Source organism: Nocardia sp. NPDC004582 (assembly GCF_053602115.1).
On record NZ_JBSGCY010000059.1, the window covers coordinates 1 to 16,858 of the forward strand.

Below are 16,858 nucleotides of genomic sequence, written 5' to 3' on the forward strand. Positions count from 1 at the left end.
GGCGTGGGCCGCGGCGCGCGGGTCCGGTTCGCCGCGCAGGTCGACCCGCGCCCAGCCGGGGCGCCGATTGAGGTCGACCACCTGGTGCGGGACGCGGCGGGTTTCGCAGTCGACGGCGGTGCGTTCGGGACGGCTGACCGATATCCCGGCGCTGTTCGGGTCGCGCACCGACCGGCATCTGTCCCCGCCGCCGCGCATGACGGCTCCGGGCACGGGCCGGTGGTTGAGCGGGGTGCGCATGCTGCTGGTGATGAGCGTGGGCCTGGCGGTCGCGCTGGGTGTGGTGGTGTTCGTCATGAGCCCGTCGGGCCGCGGCGCCAAGCCGAAGGCGGCCGCCGCCGAGATCGCCCAGATCAGCGCGGCTTTCCCGGGCCTGGTGCCGCGTTCTCCGGAACTGGGCTCGGGATTCAACTCGGCCAGTTGCCGCGTGGTCGATCACGACACCAAGGATTTCCTGCCGCCGTTCGCCTTCGAGGGCTGGGCCGCGGCCTGGGACTGCCAGTACTCCGCCGACCACGAAGTCCGCGAGTACATCGTGTTCGCCTACGACTCCGCCGCGGTGGCCCGCTCGGCGGCCCGCCGGATCCGTCCGGCCGGCAGCGCCCTGGAGGACCTCACCTTCAAGGAGTTCTGCGGCGGCAAGCAGTACGTGAACCACCGCTTCGACGCCACCGCCGACGCCCCGTCCACAGTCTTCGCCACCTCCTTCTTCGACGACCCCAAACGCGACAAGTTCCTCATGTACACCCGCGGCATCCCCACCACCCCGACCGGCGTCGTCGACTGGTGGAAGTCGCTCCCGCTCACCCAGTCCTGATCACCGCCGCCGCGAGCCGCGCGCCTCGGCGGCCCCAGCTCGAGCGCGGGCACTGGCCGGCCCGGTCGCCGTGACGCTGGTTCGCCCATCCGATTGACCGCGCGCGGCCACTTCCCCCCGCGCGGCCGCCGCCCGCGCCTTCGCACGACGGGACATCGACGACTGTGGTGAACGCGATGCGCCGAAGGCGGTTTCGGTCGTCGACGGCCCCGGCGCCGTCCGCGTGCCGCCGCAGGGGCGGAAGTCCTTGCCGTGCGTCCCCCCAGTTCGGGCGGGCATCGACCGATCAGTCGTGGTCGTTGGGGGTGGGGTCCTCGTGTTCGCGGTTCGCGGCGGCGAGGACGGCGGGGAGCAGGCCGGGGAGGGCGGCGTCGAGGTCGTCGGCGCGCAAGCGCAGGTGAGTGTTGCCGTCGATGGTGACGCGTTGGGTGACGCCCGCTTCGCGGAGGATTTTGAAGTGGTGGGCGGCGGTGGACTTGCTGACGCCGTCGTAGGTGAGGCTGCAGCGGATGGGGGTGCCCGCCTCGGCCAGGCGGCGGACGATTTCCAGGCGGACGGGGTCCTGGAGCGCGCCGAGCACCGCGGGGAGCGGGGCCACGGCGGGCAGCGCGTCGGTGTCGGTCATGACCTACCTCACTCGGATAACTAGTTTGATAACTGTCGAACCTCCGCTACGGTTGAGTTCGATCAGAATCAAACTTACCTGATGGAGGCCGCGATGGCATCGGCAACTGCGGTGGCGACCCGCGCCGAAACGGGCAGCCAGAGCTGGGCGTACGGGCTCGTCCTGGCGGCCAGCGGCGTCGCGCTGGGGGTATCGGGGGCGCCCGCCCCGCTCTACGGGCTGTATCAGAAGAGCTGGCACTTCTCGCCGCTCACCACCACGTTCGTCTTCGCCGTCTACGCGGTGGCCGCCCTGGGCGCGGTGCTGGTGTCGGGGCGGATCTCGGATGTGGTGGGCCGCAAGCCGGTCCTGCTCGGCGCGTTCGCGACCATGATCGTCGGCCTGGTGGTGTTCCTGCTCGCCGGCAATGTGGCCATGCTGCTGCTGGCGCGGGCGCTGCACGGGGCCGCGGTCGGCGCGATCGTGGTGGCGGGCGCGGCGGCGCTGCTGGATCTGCGCCCGCAGGCGGGCGCGCGGTCGGGTCAGCTGTCCGGGGTGGCCTTCAATGTCGGTATGGCCGTGGCGATTCTGGGGTCGGCGGTGCTGGCCCAGTACGCGCCGCATCCGCTGCGGACGCCGTACGTGGTGATCACGCTGGTGTGCCTGCTGATCGCCGCGGGCGTGCTGGCGCTGCGGGAACCGCACGCGGCGCGGCAGCAGCAGCGCATCACCATCGCCAAACCGGCTGTGCCGCAGGAGATCCGCGGTGACTTCTGGTTCTCGGCGCTGGGCGTGATGGCGGCCTGGTCGGTGCTGGGCGTGCTGCTGTCGCTGTATCCGTCGCTGGCCTCGGCCGAGACCGGCATCCACAACCTGGTGTTCGGCGGCGCGGTGGTGGCCTCCACGGCGACCGCGGGCGCGCTGGCCCAGGCCGTCGCGGGCGGCATCCCGGCGCGCCGCGCGGCCATCGCCGGCGACATCGGCATGGCGATCGCGCTGCTGCTCACCATTCCGGCGCTGCACACCCACAACTGGGTGCTGGTGCTGCTGGCCGGGCTCGCGCTGGGTGGCACCTTCGGGCTGGGCTTCGGCGGGTCGCTGCGGCACCTGTCCAACGTTGTGCCGCAACACAAGCGGGGCGAGACCATGTCGGCCTACTACCTGCTGGCCTACTCGGCCATGGCGGTGCCGACCGTGCTGGCGGGCTGGGCGGCCACCACCTGGGGGCTGAGCACGGTCTTCCCGTGGTTCGTGGCCGTGGTCGCGCTGGCTTGCCTGGGTGCGGCCGGGATCGGCTTGCGCCGCAATGCCGAGGCCGCGGCGGTTACCGACTGACCGCTGCCGCGCTAATTGCCGCATCCGATGCGTGACGCGTCCCGGATCGCTATTCTTCGGCTATGCGGCGGTGGAGGTTCGGTGGGGTGGTGAGCCGGACGGTACACCGGTCGGGTCTGCTGGTGTCGGTGCTGGCCGCCGTGGCGGGTGGGCTCGCCATCGCGGGCCTCACCTGGTGGGGGCTGTGGCGGGTCCTCGGCGCCAAGGCCGAGACGCCGAATCAGCTGGATCTGAGCCGGATTTCGCTCGCGGTGGCGGCGGGCATCGGTGGCGCGGTCGCGCTGGTGGTGGCCTATCGCAAGCAGCGCGACGCCGAACGCGGACGCTTCGCCGAGGTTTTCGGCGCCGCCGCCGGTCAGCTCGGCGATCCGGATGTGGCGGTCCGCATCGCCGGGGTCTACGCCATGGCCGGGGTCGCCGACGAGTTCTCCGCGCGCTGGCGGCGGCAGCAGTGCGTGGACGTGCTGTGCGGCTACCTGCGGCTGCCGTACCAGCCCGAGGAGGGCGCCAGCCACCTGGTCTCCAAATCCCAGCGCATCGAGGACCACGGCACCGCCGTCGAGCGGGTGTACACCTACCGCCAGAACGACCGGCAGGTCCGCGACACCATCGTCCGGGTGATCGCCGAACACCTGCGCCCCTCGGCCGAGACCCGCTGGAGCTCCTGCGATTTCGACTTCACCGATGCCGCCTTCGAGAACGCCGACTTCCGCTACGCCGTCTTCGCGGGCCGCAACACCCGCTTCACCAACGCCATGTTCCTGAGCGGCCGCACCGTCTCCTTCGAGCAGGCGCGGTTCCTGGGCAAGCGGGTCACCTTCCGCGGGGCCATCTTCCGCAGCGCCGCCGTCTTCGACCGGGCCGTCTTCGATCACACCGCCGTGGCCCGCGCCGACCGCGAGGGCACCTCCGCCACTTTCGCCGAGGCCACCTTCGGCAGCGGCGGCAGCTTCGAGGGCGCCGAATTCCGGGGCGCGCGAACCGCGTTCGACCGCACCACCTTCGCGGGGGAGCGGACCAGCTTCGCCAATGCCGTGTTCGCCGCCGACCGGACCACCTTCGAGCGCGCGGTGTTCGACGGCGAGCGCGTCACCTTCACCGGCGCGGAATTCACCGGCGCGCACATCACCTTCGCCGATTCCCGCTTCTACACCGAGTCCAGCTCCTTCGACTGCGCCCACCTCGGCACGCAGATCCGCTGGCGCACCGGCCGCACCCAGGAAGTGTCGTTCGCGCGCACCGAATACCACGGCTCGGTCTCCTTCGCCGACGCCGTCTTCGCGGGCCGCAAGGTGGTCTTGGCCGGGGGTGATTTCTGCGGCGACATCTCCTTCCGCCGCGTCGCGTTCGACGCGCGCGAGGTCAGCTTCGACCGCCCCAAGGCGTGGGTCGGCGTCCACTTCGACTGGGACGAGAGCCCCGCCACCAAACCGTCCCACATCTCGCCGACCCCGTGGCCGCCGGTGCTGGCCGAATCCGCCTCCGAACTCGCCTCCTGACCCCGGGGTACGTCGCCCGTTTTGCCCGGAACTCGCCGGTGGGATAGCTTGCAGACGAGTTGAGTTGAAGGGGTTGGGCGGTGGGGAGCCACGGCGTCGGTTGGGTTGTCGCGGTAGCGGTCCTGCTGATGTGCCTGGCCGCGGCCCTCGCGAGCCGGGCCGGAGCGGCGACCGAGCGGACGCCGGGGGATTGGCGCGCAGTCTCCCGCCGCGGCACGCGGTGGCGACGGGTGGGTGCCCTGGGGTTCGCCGCGACCGGCTGGGTCCTGGTGTTCGCGGCGTTCACGGCCACCCTCTCGCCCATGAGCCGGGAGACCATCGCGGGCAACCCCATTGGCGCGCCGCCCGAACTCGTGCCGGCCGGGCAGCCCACCATCTCGGCCAAACCGCCCGCCCCCGATCCCCTGGCCGCCCTGAAGCCGGGGGACTGCGTCGAGGTCCCGATCGAGCGGGCCAAGGACACTACGGGCGCGCCGACCTGGAAGGCGGGCACACCCGAACCGTCGGACTGCGGTTCGGTGGACGCGAACTACCGGGTGCTGCAGATCGGCCCCGACTCGTGCACCGACCCGCTCTACACCCTCGAGTCCGCCCCGAAGGACAAGACCGGCAAGCCGCGCTACCACCTGTGCCTGACCTTCGACTGGCGCACCGGCGTCTGCTACGACACCACCGCCATGGAGACTCCCTCCAAGGTCGACTGCGCCACGCCCGGCGAGCACATCGTCCAGGCCACCGCCGTACTGCCCAACGCCGTCTCGGGCGCGTCCTGTCCCCGGGACGGCCGCGGCGCGGTCTGGGTGATCTGGCGCAAGCTCGAACTCACCGTGTGTTTCCGCGGCGGCGACAACCCGGGGACGTGACGGTCGGCGACTCCGAACGTGACGGTCAGCGCCGCTTGCCGACGGTGATGACGTCCGGGATCAGCCACGACGGCAGCGGCCGCGCGACCTTGCGCTGATCGACGATCTCGAAACCGGCGTCGGTGAGCAGCTTGCGGGTCTCGCGCGGCGACGGCGCGTGCGCGGGGAAGCGCGGGCTGCGGGTCAGCCGCTGGATCGGGCGTGACGCCGCGCCGGAGGGATGCATGGTCGCGATGGCCACCAGGCCGCCGGGCGACAGCACCCGATGGAATTCGCGCAGCGCCGCCGGGTGGTCGAAGAAGTGGAATGCGCTGGTGGTGACGACCGCGTCGAGTTCGCCGTCCGTGAAGGGGAGATGCTCGGCGGCGGAATGCCGCCACCGGACCTCGGCCGAGCGGGCGCGCGCCTGCTCCAGCATGCCCGCCGAGGCGTCCACGCCGTAGACCGCGTCGGGGCGCAGTTCGCGCTGGATCCGGGTGGTGAGAATGCCGGTGCCGCAGCCGATGTCGGCGATCCGCCGGGAGCCGGCGGCGCGCAGCTCGGCGACCATCTGGTCCTGCGGCGGGCGATAGACGAGGTGTTGCAGGGCGGCGGTGTCGTAGGCGCGGGCGACATTGCCCCAGAACCGCGTCACCACCTGGTTGAAGGCCCGGTTGCCGGTGGTCGGCGAAGTGGTCATGTGTGCTCCTGTCCGGCTCCATGGAATCAGATTCCGGACTGTCTGGGAAGGTGCGATGGAGTAGCGTCGGGCGCATGAGGATTCGTGGTGCCGTCCTGGAACAGATCGGGGCGCCGACGCCCTTCGCCGACTCGAAGCCGATCACCATCAGCGACCTGGACCTGGGCGAACCCGGCCCGGGGGAGCTGCTGGTCCGGATCGAGGCCGCGGGCCTGTGCCATTCCGACCTGTCCGTGGTGGACGGCAACCGCGTCCGCCCCGTCCCCATGCTGCTGGGCCACGAGGCCGCCGGCCGCGTCGAGGCGCTCGGCCCCGGCGACTCCGATCTGCGTGTCGGCCAGCGCGTCATCATGACCTTCCTGCCCCGCTGCGGCTCGTGTGCGGGCTGCGCCACCGACGGCCGGACTCCGTGCGAGCCCGGCAGTCTCGCCAACAACGCCGGTGAACTCCTCTCGGGCGGACGGCGTCTGCTGCGCGACGGCGCCGAGGTCCACCACCACCTGGGTGTCTCGGCGTTCGCCACCCACGCCGTCGTCGACCGCCATTCGGTGGTCCCCGTCGACGACGACGTCCCCCCGGAGGTGGCCGCGGTCCTCGGCTGCGCCGTCCTCACGGGTGGTGGAGCCCTGCTGAATTCGGCCAAGCCCGGCCCGAGGGACCGCATCATGGTGGTCGGTCTCGGCGGCGTCGGCATGGCCGCGGTGCTGGTGGCCGCCGCCCTGCGCGCCAGCACCGGCCAGGAGGTCATCGCGGTGGACACCGTCCCCGAAAAGCTCAAGACCGCCCTGGAACTCGGCGCGACCGCCGCCTACACCCCGCAGCAGATCGCGGCCGACAACATCCAGGCCGAAGCCGTCATCGAAGCCGCCGGCAATATCCGCGCCTTCGAAACCGCCATCGCCGCAACGGCTCCCGGCGGCACCACGGTCACCGTCGGCCTGCCCGCCCCCGACGCTCGTGCCTCCATCTCCCCGCTGGCCCTGGTGGCCCAGGGCCGCACCATCATCGGCAGCTACCTCGGCTCCGCCGTCCCCTCCCGCGACATCCCCGAATTCGTCCGCATGTGGCGCGCAGGCACCCTCCCCGTCGAACGCCTCGTCTCCTCCCGCATCCGCCTCGACGACATCAACCACGCCATGGACGAATTGGCCGCCGGCCACGCCCTGCGCCAGGTCATCGTCTTCGACTGATCGATCCCCGTCGAGCGGCGATGGCTCATGGGTTCGATCAATCCGACAGGGGGCACTCCGAAGCGGCCGCTACCACTGTTCGATACCCCCGACGGTCGTCGAGACTATCTCGGTGACGGAGCTGACGCCCCCGACATCCAGTGGCACCTCCCTGATGTACACGAACGTCTGGAATGTGCCCTTGTTGCCCGGGTGTCGTGTGGCATTGGGAAACCGCTTGAGTGACTTGTCCAAACGGACGTTGATCGATTCCCGGCCGGTCTTGCTCGACTTCAGGGAGGGAATGGGAAGGGAGCCCGTGACCGAGCACTCGACCTCGATGTTCGCGTGGTGTTCGCCGGTGGCGTCGACCAAGCGGACAACGATCTCGACCTGACCGGACAGACTGTTCATCCGGCATTCGTGGTCGGAAGCGGTGTAGCCGTTGATGCCGCGGTACGACAACCCCACGCGTCGGCAGAAAATGTCCTCCGAGACGAAGTCGGTACCGCTGGCGGCCTGGATGATGGCTTCCGCACTGGTCAGTTCCTTCATGAACTCCAGCACCGTCTGCGGGCGCTCCGACGGCTTGGAGGTGGCCCGCTGGTACAGGGCGATCAGAATGGTCGCCGCCCTGTCATCGACCCAGCTGCCCAGGGTTTTGGTCAGTACTTCCACATTCTTCTTCAGCTTCTCGCCGCTGGGATCTCGTCCGGTGATCACGAAGAACATCAGCTGCGCGAGGCTGTAGATGTCGACGGTCTCCGCGCGGGCCGTCTTCGTGTTCGGCTCGAAGAGCTGCTCGGGCGCGGCGTAATTGATGACGCCGCCGACCCCGATATTGGTAGTGACCGTCCGGTTCGTCTCGTGGTAGGCGAGGTCGAAATCCGTCAGATAGGGAATCAGTTCGCCGTCGTCGCCACGCTCGGCGATGATGTTCTCGGGCTTGATGTCTCGATGTTTGACATGCTTGGAATGGGCGTACTGAACGGTTTGGCAGATGTCGATCAGCAGGCGCAGGACGATCTCCGGATCGTCGCGATCGATATACGCACGACGGAGATTGTCACCGGCGATGGCGTCCATCATGAATCCGTACGGTGCCTTGACCATCTCGTACACCTGGACGATGCGTGGATGGCTCAGGGTCTGCATATTCTCGTATCCGTGCCGGAACCGGCTGACCTTGACCTCGTCGTCGAGTTCATTGCCATGGAAGACCTTCATGGCGCGGTTGACTCCGCCCGGTCCTTCGACCTCCCAGACGTGACCGTAGCCGCCGTGGCCGAGATGCCGAACGACCCGGCCGAATCGCGTCTGCTCGCCGATCGTGATGTCGCCCAGATTCTTCCGGAACTCGCGCAGCCGCACCACCAGGCTCTTCCAGTCAGGCTGACGGCGAAGATCCGGCAGCGCCTGCTCGGTGTCCTCGAACCACTTCACTATGGGTTCCAGCGTCTCGGCGCAGTTCTTGGCGCCGCGCTGCAGGCGAACCCCGCGTTCCGACAGTTCCGATAGTTGCCGGTAGTGGTACTTGTCGATCAGTTGGTGGGCCTTGGCCAACGTCTCGCCGAGCTGGCTGCTCTCGATCGGCTTGCCCGCCCGTGGTTCGAAGCCCCGGCCCAGGATCACCGTGCCCGCGATATCACCCTTGAAAACCGGAGTCTGTGTCTCCGTCGGGATCGCCTTCGAGACATAGTCGTACACCCCCAGCAGCGTCACCTGCCCTTCCCAGTCGACAGCCATGCCGAGCAGGGCGCTGGTGAGCGCATCGGTGAAGACGCCCTGTCCGTTCTGTTCCACGGCGGCCTGCTCGGGACGGCACGCGGCGAGGATGCAGCGGCTCTCGTTCACCGAAGGCACTTCGCGCTCGATATCGGCGGACCGCAGTGGCCGGCTGTCGGTCCATCCGAAGGCCGAACCGGAATGGCAGCAATCCAGAATCGAGATCACATGGTGGAAATTGGAACTCGCGGACTCCATTATCTGCGCGAGATGGCTCAGCGATACTCCCGGATCGTACGGCTGCGCGTCGTAGGTGACGAGATGGCCCGCATTTCCGATCACCTGGCCATGGCCCGCGAAATAGAACAGCAGCGTCTCGCCGGTCTCTCCGTACGCGATCTCGGACACGGTGCGAAGGATCGACGCGCGAGTGGCCTGTCCATCGAGTAGCTTGGTGCAGTCGAAGTCGTAGCCCTTGTCCGACAGGCAATCCGCGACATCGTTCGCATCATTGACGCATCCACGGAGCGGCGCGCCGCCGTACCGATCGATTCCGACGACAACTGCCCTGTTCATCAGAACCTCCTTCGGTGCCTGCGATCTGGTTCAGGCTACGCCTCCGGGAGATCGCTGGGGTGAGGAAAAGGAATTACGAGAATTACCAACCGGGCGGTCGAATTGATAAGTCCGCAAAGCGTTTTCATCTCGCGATAATCTCTTCTTTCGCGTGGGCGCGGCGATGACTGCCGCGGGAATCGCCCGCGGCAGTCATCGGATTCATCGGTCAGCCGAAGGTCGGTGTGACGATGATTTCGCTACCGCTCTGCGAGGTGCCGCCGTACCAGCAGACCGAGGACTGGCCGGACTGGTCGACGGCGTTGCCGTAGTAGACGTTCTTGCCGGCCTTGGGGGCATCGGTCTTCCACCAGCAGGCGGTGACCTGGGGGATGACCTTGTCGGCGATGGCGGTGTTGTAGTTGAACACGAAGCCCAGGGTCCAGGGGACGCCGTCACCGTCGATGGCGGTGGTCAACTGCGTGATGTAGTTGCCGGGCTGGGCGTAGGCGGTGACCGTGCCGTTGGCGGGACCGGTGAGCGTGAAGGGCTTCGCGATCTTGGTGTCCCACTGCAGGGTTGCCATGGAGGTGGACCAGACCAGGGAGAAGTCGGCGGTGGTGAGGATCTTGGTGTCGAAGGAGACGTCATCGACCGAGACCTTCACCTTGCCGGGGGTGGACTGCTGGCCGTAGGGCGGCTGGTTGCTGCTCTTGACGTTGGTGATGTTCAGGAACAGGTCGGTGCCGGTCGCCCACGTGGTGTTCTTGGACAGGGTGAGCGTGAGGCTGCCGTCGACGTCGGTGAAACTCCAACCGGGGAAGTCGATCTTCATGGCGCTGATGTCGGCGGGGGTGAAGTACGAGGGCATGGTGATCGTCATCGTCGCGCCCGAGTTGAGGTTGACGTCATTGTTGGAGGTATTGGTGAGGGTGACCTCGAGGGTGGCGGTTTCCTGAACGGCGATGGTGCCCAGGCCTGTTGCCTTGTTGACCACCGTCAAGGTCGCCCGCCGCGGCCGGTCGTAGGCGGTCTGGCTCGCGCCGAACAGCGCGATCACGCCGTTGGTGCCCTTGTCGTGGCGGATCGGCAGGCCGATGCCGAGCGGGAATTGCAGTGAGACGCCGCCGAAGTCGAGCTCCTTCATGCCCTCGGGCCGCTGCTTGATGTACATGAAGCGGACGAACAGCAGGAGGATGGACTTGGTCGGGATGTAGAGGTCGAGCAGCCAGCCCGCGATGGCGCCGGTCACCGGCTTCTGCACCCAGAAGCTCAATTCCAGGCCGGCGCTGACCGACAGTCCGCCCTTGAGCGACGCGCCCTTCCATACCCGGCCGTGGACGGTGGCCTCGTCCTTGAAATCGAACACCACATCCGCGCCCGCCAGTAGCCCGACCACCGCGCTCACGCCGGCCGAGACGCCGATTCCGAACCCCCGCAAGCCTTGCGGATGCGAACTGGCGAGCCCGAATTCGCCGTTCCGCAGAATTTCCTGCGCGATATCGACGCTCAACGCGTTGTTGGGCACCGGATTCTCGAGCGACCCTTCGAGCGCCTTCACGTACGCGGCGCCGTCGGGAGTGTCGAGGAAGTCGATGACGTCCTGTACCGCCCGATCCATCGCGGCCTGATTCTTCTTGTACTCCTTCAGACTTGCCTGCACCAGTTCGACATTGGTCGGGGCGTGGCCGGGAAACAGCTCGGTGGTGTCGCCGGGCGGAATCCCGAGTTTGTCGAGTTCGGCGGCGCGGGCCAGCGCGTCCTTGAAAGCGTCCTGGAGCAGATGAGCGGGAGCGGACATGGACTTTCCTCCTGAGAAACACTCGCGACGCAGCAAGAATCCAGCGCACCATGCGTGCACAGTCGGCTGCGTCCGGGACGGGGCGGCTCTCCCATCAGGCGGGGCGTCCTCAGTGGCGGCGCTCCGGCCCCCCAACCTCACCCGGTGATCCCGCATCGAATGCTACTACCGCGCGACTCGCGCAATATGCCGTTCAGGTTCAATTCTTCAGCGCCACTGGATATCTCAGAGCGAGGCCGCGAAATGCGATTCTCGCCCGCGGGATAGTCCATTTAATTCGACCGGTTGGCTTTGTTGCGGCGGGGTATGGCCAACCTGGTGTCTTTCATCCGGGAAATGTAGTTCTCGTCACTGAGCGCACTCATTTATGCCGGTCGAAGAACTGTTGCCTAGGACACGTACATGCAGGTCAGTCGGTTTTCTGTCAGTATCGAGACGTCGGATGAACCTGGATTCTCGCCAGGGCGCACACGGGCGAATATCTGGAGGAGCTCGGCGTGACAATCGATAAATCGATAGACAATGACAATGGCGCGGACGATGTCGAACGCAATGGCGCACCGGCTGTTCCGGCGCTCGGCACGGTATTGCGCTCGGTGCGCGATTCCCGCAAGATCTCGCGCGAACGCCTCGCCTACAACGCGGGCGTGAGCACCAGCTACATCACGCATTTGGAGAAGGGTGCGCGTGACCGTCCCGCCCGGGAGGTCCTCGACGCGATCATCCGATATCTCGATCGCGTCGACCCCCTCTCGGTCGAGGACCTGCGGCAGCTGCGCGAGCTGGCCGGTCTCACCGCCACCGGCTGTCCGCCGCTCGACGAGCTGCGGGCCGCCGTCACTCCCGAACTGCGCACAGTGCTGGATCAGCCCCTGCCCGCCGCGATCACCGCGGTCGGCGGTCACGTGCTGGCCTGCAACCCCGGCTGGGAGCGCGCGTTCCCCGGAATGACGCGGGGCGCCAATCAATTCCACTGGTTGTTCGGCAGTGACGCGGCCCGCCGGGCGATGGTCGACTGGGAGGCCGACGCGACCACGTCGGTGCGCGCCTTCCGGATGGCGGTGGGCGGCTTCGGTGGCGCGGAGACCTTCACCGAACTGCTCGACCAACTGAGCCGCTACCCCGACTTCCGCCGCATGTGGGACGACGGCGAGGTGGCCGGTTTCCCGCCCATGTGGCGGATCCGGCTGCGCGATCTCGTCGACGGCACGGTGCGAACGGTGCTCGTGCAGACCGGCGTGGTGCACACCGGCGCGCATCCCGGCTGGCTGGTGTCGCAATTCCTGATACCGGTGCCGTCCTGAACTAGAACGTGTTCTAATTCGTGCCATGAGCGGATTCGTGGACGGCCAGGTCGACCCGGCATTCCGGGCGGTACGGGAGGTGTTCGAAGCGAGCTTCGCGGACGGGCAGAACGCGGGCGCGGCCGTGGCCGTGTTCGTCGACGGCCGCCCGGTCGCCGACCTGTGGGGCGGCCTCGCCGACACCCGGGCGAACCGGCCCTGGCTGCGCGACACCCCGGTGGTCACCTACTCGTGCACGAAGGCCGTCACCGCCACCGCGGCACTGCTGGTCGCGCACGAGCGGGGGGTGGACCGGGACGACCCGGTCACCGACTGGTGGCCGGAATACGGTGCCGGAGGCAAGGATTCGACGAGCCTGGCCGATCTGCTGACGCATCGGGCCGGGCTGCCGGTGTTCGAGCGCCCGGTCTCCGCCGCCGACGCCGCGGACCAGCGGGCGATGGCGGCCCGGCTGGCCGCGCAGCATCCGGTGTGGGAACCGGGCACCGACCACGGCTACCACGCCATGACCTTCGGCTGGCTGCTCGGCGAATTCGTCCGCCGCCACACGGGATTCACGGTCGGCGAATACGTGCACCGGAACTTCGGCGACCAGTTGTGGCTCGGCGCACCGCCCGAGATCGCGGAACAGGCCGCCCGGGTGGGCGCTCCGCCCGCCGCCGAACAGGCGTGGACCGACCCCGCGCCGATCAGCGCCGCGACCGTGGCCGAGATGGCGCGCGCCTATCGGGATCCCGAATCGCTCGCCCTGCGCGCCTCCACCAATCCGCTCGGTTCCTACAACAACCCGGAGGTGCTGGCCGGCGGCTGGCCCTCGACCGGACTGGTCACCACCGCCCGCGCCCTGGCCCGCTTCTACGCCGACCTGGTTGCGGGCGACCTGCTGCCCGAGGAGGTACTCGCCGACGCCGTCCGCGAGCGCGTGCGCGGCCGTGACGCCGTGCTGACCCTGGAGAGCGCCTTCGGCCTGGGCTACATGCTGCCCTCGGAGAACATGATCCTGCCCGAGGCCGCCCGCCCCACGGCCTTCGGTCACCCCGGCGCGGGCGGCGCGATCGGACTGGGCGACACCGCGAATCGGCTCGCGATCGCCTTCACCCCGAACCTGCGCCGCGACTGGCTCTCCGGCGACCGCCGCGCTTACCACCTGATCGACGCGGTCTACAGCGCCTTGTGAGCGCCGTGGACCGCGTCGAATCCCGGTGCGTTACTTGACCGTCAGCGTGACCGTCTTGGTTTCGGTCTTGGCGGGCAGCTTGGTGGTGTCGACCGCCAGGATCTCCCCGGTGTCCTGGACGCCGTTGGGCAGGATCTTGGCCTTCAGCCCGAACGGCGGCTGGTCGCCGGTGACGGCCTCGATGCCGAAGTCGCTGTCATTGGAGATGTAGAGGGTCTTGCCGTGGTCGGTGGTGGCCACGCCCTCGATCTTGTCGTGGCCGAAGAACTTGCCGTCGGCGTTGAGTCCGTCGAGCAGCCCGCCCAGATCGAGGTTGCCGGTCTTGGCGACCGGGGTGATGCCCGCCTTCTTCAGCGCGGCGATGCCGTCGGCGGTGGTCACGGCGCCGACGTAGACCTCGAGCGGCTTGCCGTCGATCAGCAGGCCCTTCTCCGGGTCGTACTGCGCGCCGGGGACTTTGGCGTCCGGGCCGATATCGGTGGCGCCGGAGATGTCGACGGTCCACAGCTTCTTGTTGGCCTTGGGGGCCTTGTTGCCGTCCCGCTCGTCCACCAGGAAGGTGGTGTTGGACAGCGCGGTGATCTCCGAGACCGCCAGCTTCTCCTTGGGCGACTCGAGCGGCAGCGCGAACTCCTTGACCGCCTTGGTCTTCAGGTCCACGGTGACGATGCGGGTCACCGGGGTCTCGCGGGCGTTGGTGACGCCCGGCGAGTTGAGCGCGCTCTGGATGACACCGACCAGGGTGCTGCCGTCGGGGGTGACGGTCAGGCCCTCCATGCCCTGGTTCGGGGTGCGGAAGGCGAGCTCCTTGGGCAGGCCGCGGCCCGGCGCGAGCCGCTCCAGCTCCGCGCCCTTGGCGTCGAAATGCACCATGAACGGGCCGTATTCGTCGGAGACCCAGAAGGTGCCGTCGGCGAGCGCGACCAGGCCCTCGCTGTCGATGCCGTGATCGGTGGGCGCCAGCACCTTGCCGGTCAGGTCCTTCATGGTCTCGCCGGTGGTGGCCGAGGTGTCGACCAGGCCGTTGAAGGGCTGTCCGGCCGGATTCTTCAGCAGGATGGTGGATTCCACCACGGCCTTGGTGCCGGCCAGCTTGAATTTGGCGATCTGCGGGGTGAAGTCCGGGACCGGCGCGATCTTCTCGTTCTTGCCCTTGCCGTCCACGTTGGGGCCGCGGTCGGTGAGCCCGTAGAACTCGTCGGTGGAGCCCGGGACCGGGGTGAAGGCGGAACCGTAGGCGCTGGCCTGCACCGGAACTCCGCCGAATTCCCCGATCGGCGGAATGTCGGTGGTGTACAGGCGTACCGCGTCGGTGGTGGTGACGGTGATCGAGTCCGAACCGGTGTACCCGGCCGCGGGGGTGTACACCAGCGCGCCGTCCAGACGCCGGCTCACGGTGCCGTGCTGCGGGTCGGCGACCGCGACGGCCGCGTGGCCCCCGGTCTTGTCCAGCAGCTGGTCCAGCGAGATCACCAGCGGCTGCCCGGCCGTGGCGGTGAAGTCGGCGGAGTCGGATCCGGAGGAGCAGGCGGCGGTGACGGCGGCTGCGCCGACGACGGCGGCGACGGCAACCCGGCGGGTAACGGGACGAATTCTCACCAGAGATGCCTACCGGTCCGATCCGACGCCGGGTTGTCCTTTACCTGAACACCTTCCGCCGAGCTCGTGAACCGGCCGCGCGTCAGGATCGGGTCTGCCCGGGCTCCCAGCCGGGCGGGGCGAAGATGTAGCCGAGCTTGTCGCGCCAGTTCGAGGCGGCGCGCACATCGCGCAGGATATTGGCGAATTCACCGTATTGCAGGGTCAGTAGGTTGTAGGTGCCGACCGGCTTGGTGAGACCGTAGGTGGGACGCTGGATCTCGGGTTCGAAGGTGCCGAACAGGCGGTCCCAGATGATGAGCATCCCGGCGTAGTTCTTGTCCAGGTACTGCGCGTCGCTGCCGTGGTGCACGCGATGGTGCGACGGGGTGTTGAAGAGGAATTCCACCGGGCCCCAGAGCTTTCCGACGGACTCGGTGTGGGTGAAGAACTGGTAGATCAGGTTGATCGTGAAGGCGATGTAGATCGTCCAGGGGGTGAAGCCCAGCAGCGGCAGTGGCGCCCAGAAGATGGCGTCGGCCCACGGATTCCATTTCTGCCGCAGGGCCGTGCCGAAGTTGAAGTACTCGCTGGAGTGGTGCGCCTGATGCGCCGCCCAGCCGATCCGCACCCGGTGCACGAAGCGGTGGTTCCAGTAGAACGCGAAGTCGAGGGCGAGCAGCAGTAGCGCCCAGCTCCACCACACATCGGTGGGAAGGTGCCAGGGCGCGAGGTAGGTCCACAGGAAGACGAACAGCACCAGCGTCGCCGCCTTGAAGACCGCGCTCGACACCAGCGACCCGATCCCCATGCTCAGGCTGGTCCGGGTGTCGCGGGCCAGGTAGCCGGTGGCGTCGTGATCGTCGCGCAGGGCCAGCATCTCGGCCCCGATGGAGAGCAGAAAGACGGGGACCGCGTACAGCAGCGGGGTGTTGATCTCATGCCAGACCTGCGAAAACATCGAACCTCCTGGAATTGCCCATTTGGTAAGTTACCAATTGGTCAATTCAGAGACAAGAGGCCGATTCGGACATTCGGGCTTACCTGGTTCAGGTGAGGGCGGCGAACAGCCGGCGGCTGCGGGCGACCATGGCCTCGGCCGACTCCTCCGGATGGCTCAGCCACCAGTCCACGAGCGCGGCGACCACGCCCGTCCAGACCGCGCGCAGTGCCGACAGGTCCTGCGGATCGGTCAGGCCGTGCTGCGACACGAACGCCGACACGCCCCGATCGGCCTGCGCCGAGATCCGGGCGCGCGCGGCCAGCGCCGCCTCGGCCGCGGGCCCCTCGTCGGGATGCGACTGGTCCTGCACGACCCGCCAGTCGTGCGGGCGCGGTTCCAGAACGGTGAACATCGCGGCGAGCGTGCGTTCGGCCATATCGAGCGAGGCCGGACCCGCGAAGGCCGCGTCGATGGCGTCCCCGAGCGCCGCCGAGGCGCGCCGCACGCAGGCCACGTACAGCCCGTCCTTGGAGCCGAAATAGCCGTACACCAAGGGTTTCGACACCCCGGCCGCCGCCGCCACCGTCGCGGGGGACAGGCCCGCGTAGCCGACCCGGGCGATCTCCGCGGCGGCCACGTCGAGAATCTGCGCCTCGCGTTCGGCGCGCGGCACGCCCTTGGTTCCAGCTGTGGATCGCACCCTCGAAAGTTACCACTCGGTCAATTCGCCCCGCCCGTGGTCACCGGCCTGTGGTCGGCGGTGTTTCGCCGACCCGATAGGCTCGACGGGTTCCAGATCGGTCATAGCG

The 16,858-nt window shown here is 68.4% G+C and carries 15 protein-coding genes; 7 read left to right on the forward strand and 8 right to left on the reverse strand.

Annotation, left to right across the window (positions count from 1 at the left end):
* On the reverse strand, positions 1-240 hold a 240-nt coding region (locus tag ACWELJ_RS17980), incomplete at its 3' end, for a hypothetical protein (RefSeq protein ID WP_452367258.1).
* Positions 241-250: 10 nt separating this feature from the next.
* Here ACWELJ_RS17980 and ACWELJ_RS17985 point away from each other — a divergent pair.
* Positions 251-817: a hypothetical protein gene (locus tag ACWELJ_RS17985; RefSeq protein ID WP_452367259.1), complete on the forward strand. Its 567-nt coding sequence runs from the start codon at positions 251-253 to the stop codon at positions 815-817.
* A gap of 286 nt (positions 818-1,103) precedes the next feature.
* On the opposite strand, the gene ACWELJ_RS17990 is transcribed toward ACWELJ_RS17985, so the two are convergent.
* Positions 1,104-1,442: an ArsR/SmtB family transcription factor gene (locus ACWELJ_RS17990; protein WP_452367260.1), complete on the reverse strand. Its 339-nt coding sequence runs from the start codon at positions 1,440-1,442 to the stop codon at positions 1,104-1,106.
* Positions 1,443-1,535: 93 nt separating this feature from the next.
* On the opposite strand from ACWELJ_RS17990, the gene ACWELJ_RS17995 reads away from it, so the two are divergent.
* The 3 genes from ACWELJ_RS17995 (at position 1,536) to ACWELJ_RS18005 (ending at position 5,118) form a co-directional block, all read left to right on the forward strand.
* Positions 1,536-2,756, forward strand: a complete 1,221-nt coding sequence (locus ACWELJ_RS17995) for an MFS transporter (RefSeq protein WP_452367261.1) — start codon at positions 1,536-1,538, stop codon at positions 2,754-2,756.
* A gap of 89 nt (positions 2,757-2,845) precedes the next feature.
* The gene (locus ACWELJ_RS18000) at positions 2,846-4,255 is read left to right on the forward strand and encodes a pentapeptide repeat-containing protein (protein WP_452367262.1); all 1,410 of its coding nucleotides are present in this window, start codon (positions 2,846-2,848) and stop codon (positions 4,253-4,255) included.
* 230 nt (positions 4,256-4,485) lie between these two features.
* Positions 4,486-5,118, forward strand: coding sequence for an LppU/SCO3897 family protein (locus ACWELJ_RS18005; RefSeq protein ID WP_452367263.1), 633 nt, complete (start codon positions 4,486-4,488; stop codon positions 5,116-5,118).
* A 25-nt stretch (positions 5,119-5,143) separates the two neighbouring features.
* Here the strand turns inward: ACWELJ_RS18005 and ACWELJ_RS18010 are convergent, their stop codons facing one another.
* Entirely contained in the window at positions 5,144-5,797 is a 654-nt protein-coding gene (locus ACWELJ_RS18010; protein WP_452367264.1) for a class I SAM-dependent methyltransferase, read from the reverse strand.
* 74 nt (positions 5,798-5,871) lie between these two features.
* Here ACWELJ_RS18010 and ACWELJ_RS18015 point away from each other — a divergent pair, with 74 nt between their 5' ends.
* The gene (locus ACWELJ_RS18015; protein ID WP_452367265.1) at positions 5,872-6,987 is read left to right on the forward strand and encodes an alcohol dehydrogenase catalytic domain-containing protein; all 1,116 of its coding nucleotides are present in this window, start codon (positions 5,872-5,874) and stop codon (positions 6,985-6,987) included.
* Between the two features lie 69 nt (positions 6,988-7,056).
* Here the strand turns inward: ACWELJ_RS18015 and ACWELJ_RS18020 are convergent, their stop codons facing one another.
* Positions 7,057-9,267, reverse strand: coding sequence for a protein kinase domain-containing protein (locus ACWELJ_RS18020; RefSeq protein ID WP_452367266.1), 2,211 nt, complete (start codon positions 9,265-9,267; stop codon positions 7,057-7,059).
* Between the two features lie 208 nt (positions 9,268-9,475).
* Positions 9,476-11,047 carry a hypothetical protein gene (locus tag ACWELJ_RS18025; protein WP_452367267.1) on the reverse strand — a complete coding sequence of 524 codons (1,572 nt, stop codon included), beginning with the start codon at positions 11,045-11,047 and terminating at the stop codon, positions 9,476-9,478.
* A gap of 497 nt (positions 11,048-11,544) precedes the next feature.
* Here ACWELJ_RS18025 and ACWELJ_RS18030 point away from each other — a divergent pair, with 497 nt between their 5' ends.
* Together ACWELJ_RS18030 and ACWELJ_RS18035 are read left to right on the forward strand one after the other, a co-directional pair.
* Positions 11,545-12,351, forward strand: coding sequence for a helix-turn-helix domain-containing protein (locus ACWELJ_RS18030; RefSeq protein ID WP_452367268.1), 807 nt, complete (start codon positions 11,545-11,547; stop codon positions 12,349-12,351).
* Positions 12,352-12,376: 25 nt separating this feature from the next.
* On the forward strand, positions 12,377-13,528 hold the full coding sequence (locus ACWELJ_RS18035; RefSeq protein ID WP_452367269.1) for a serine hydrolase domain-containing protein: 1,152 nt from the start codon (positions 12,377-12,379) through the stop codon (positions 13,526-13,528).
* 30 nt (positions 13,529-13,558) lie between these two features.
* On the opposite strand, the gene ACWELJ_RS18040 is transcribed toward ACWELJ_RS18035, so the two are convergent.
* The 3 genes from ACWELJ_RS18040 to ACWELJ_RS18050 form a co-directional block, all read right to left on the reverse strand.
* Positions 13,559-15,127, reverse strand: coding sequence for an esterase-like activity of phytase family protein (locus ACWELJ_RS18040; protein ID WP_452367270.1), 1,569 nt, complete (start codon positions 15,125-15,127; stop codon positions 13,559-13,561).
* Positions 15,128-15,209: 82 nt separating this feature from the next.
* Positions 15,210-16,067 carry a sterol desaturase family protein gene (locus ACWELJ_RS18045; RefSeq protein WP_452367271.1) on the reverse strand — a complete coding sequence of 286 codons (858 nt, stop codon included), beginning with the start codon at positions 16,065-16,067 and terminating at the stop codon, positions 15,210-15,212.
* A gap of 88 nt (positions 16,068-16,155) precedes the next feature.
* Positions 16,156-16,749, reverse strand: a complete 594-nt coding sequence (locus ACWELJ_RS18050) for a TetR/AcrR family transcriptional regulator (protein WP_452367272.1) — start codon at positions 16,747-16,749, stop codon at positions 16,156-16,158.
* Between the last annotated feature and the right edge of the window lie 109 nt (positions 16,750-16,858).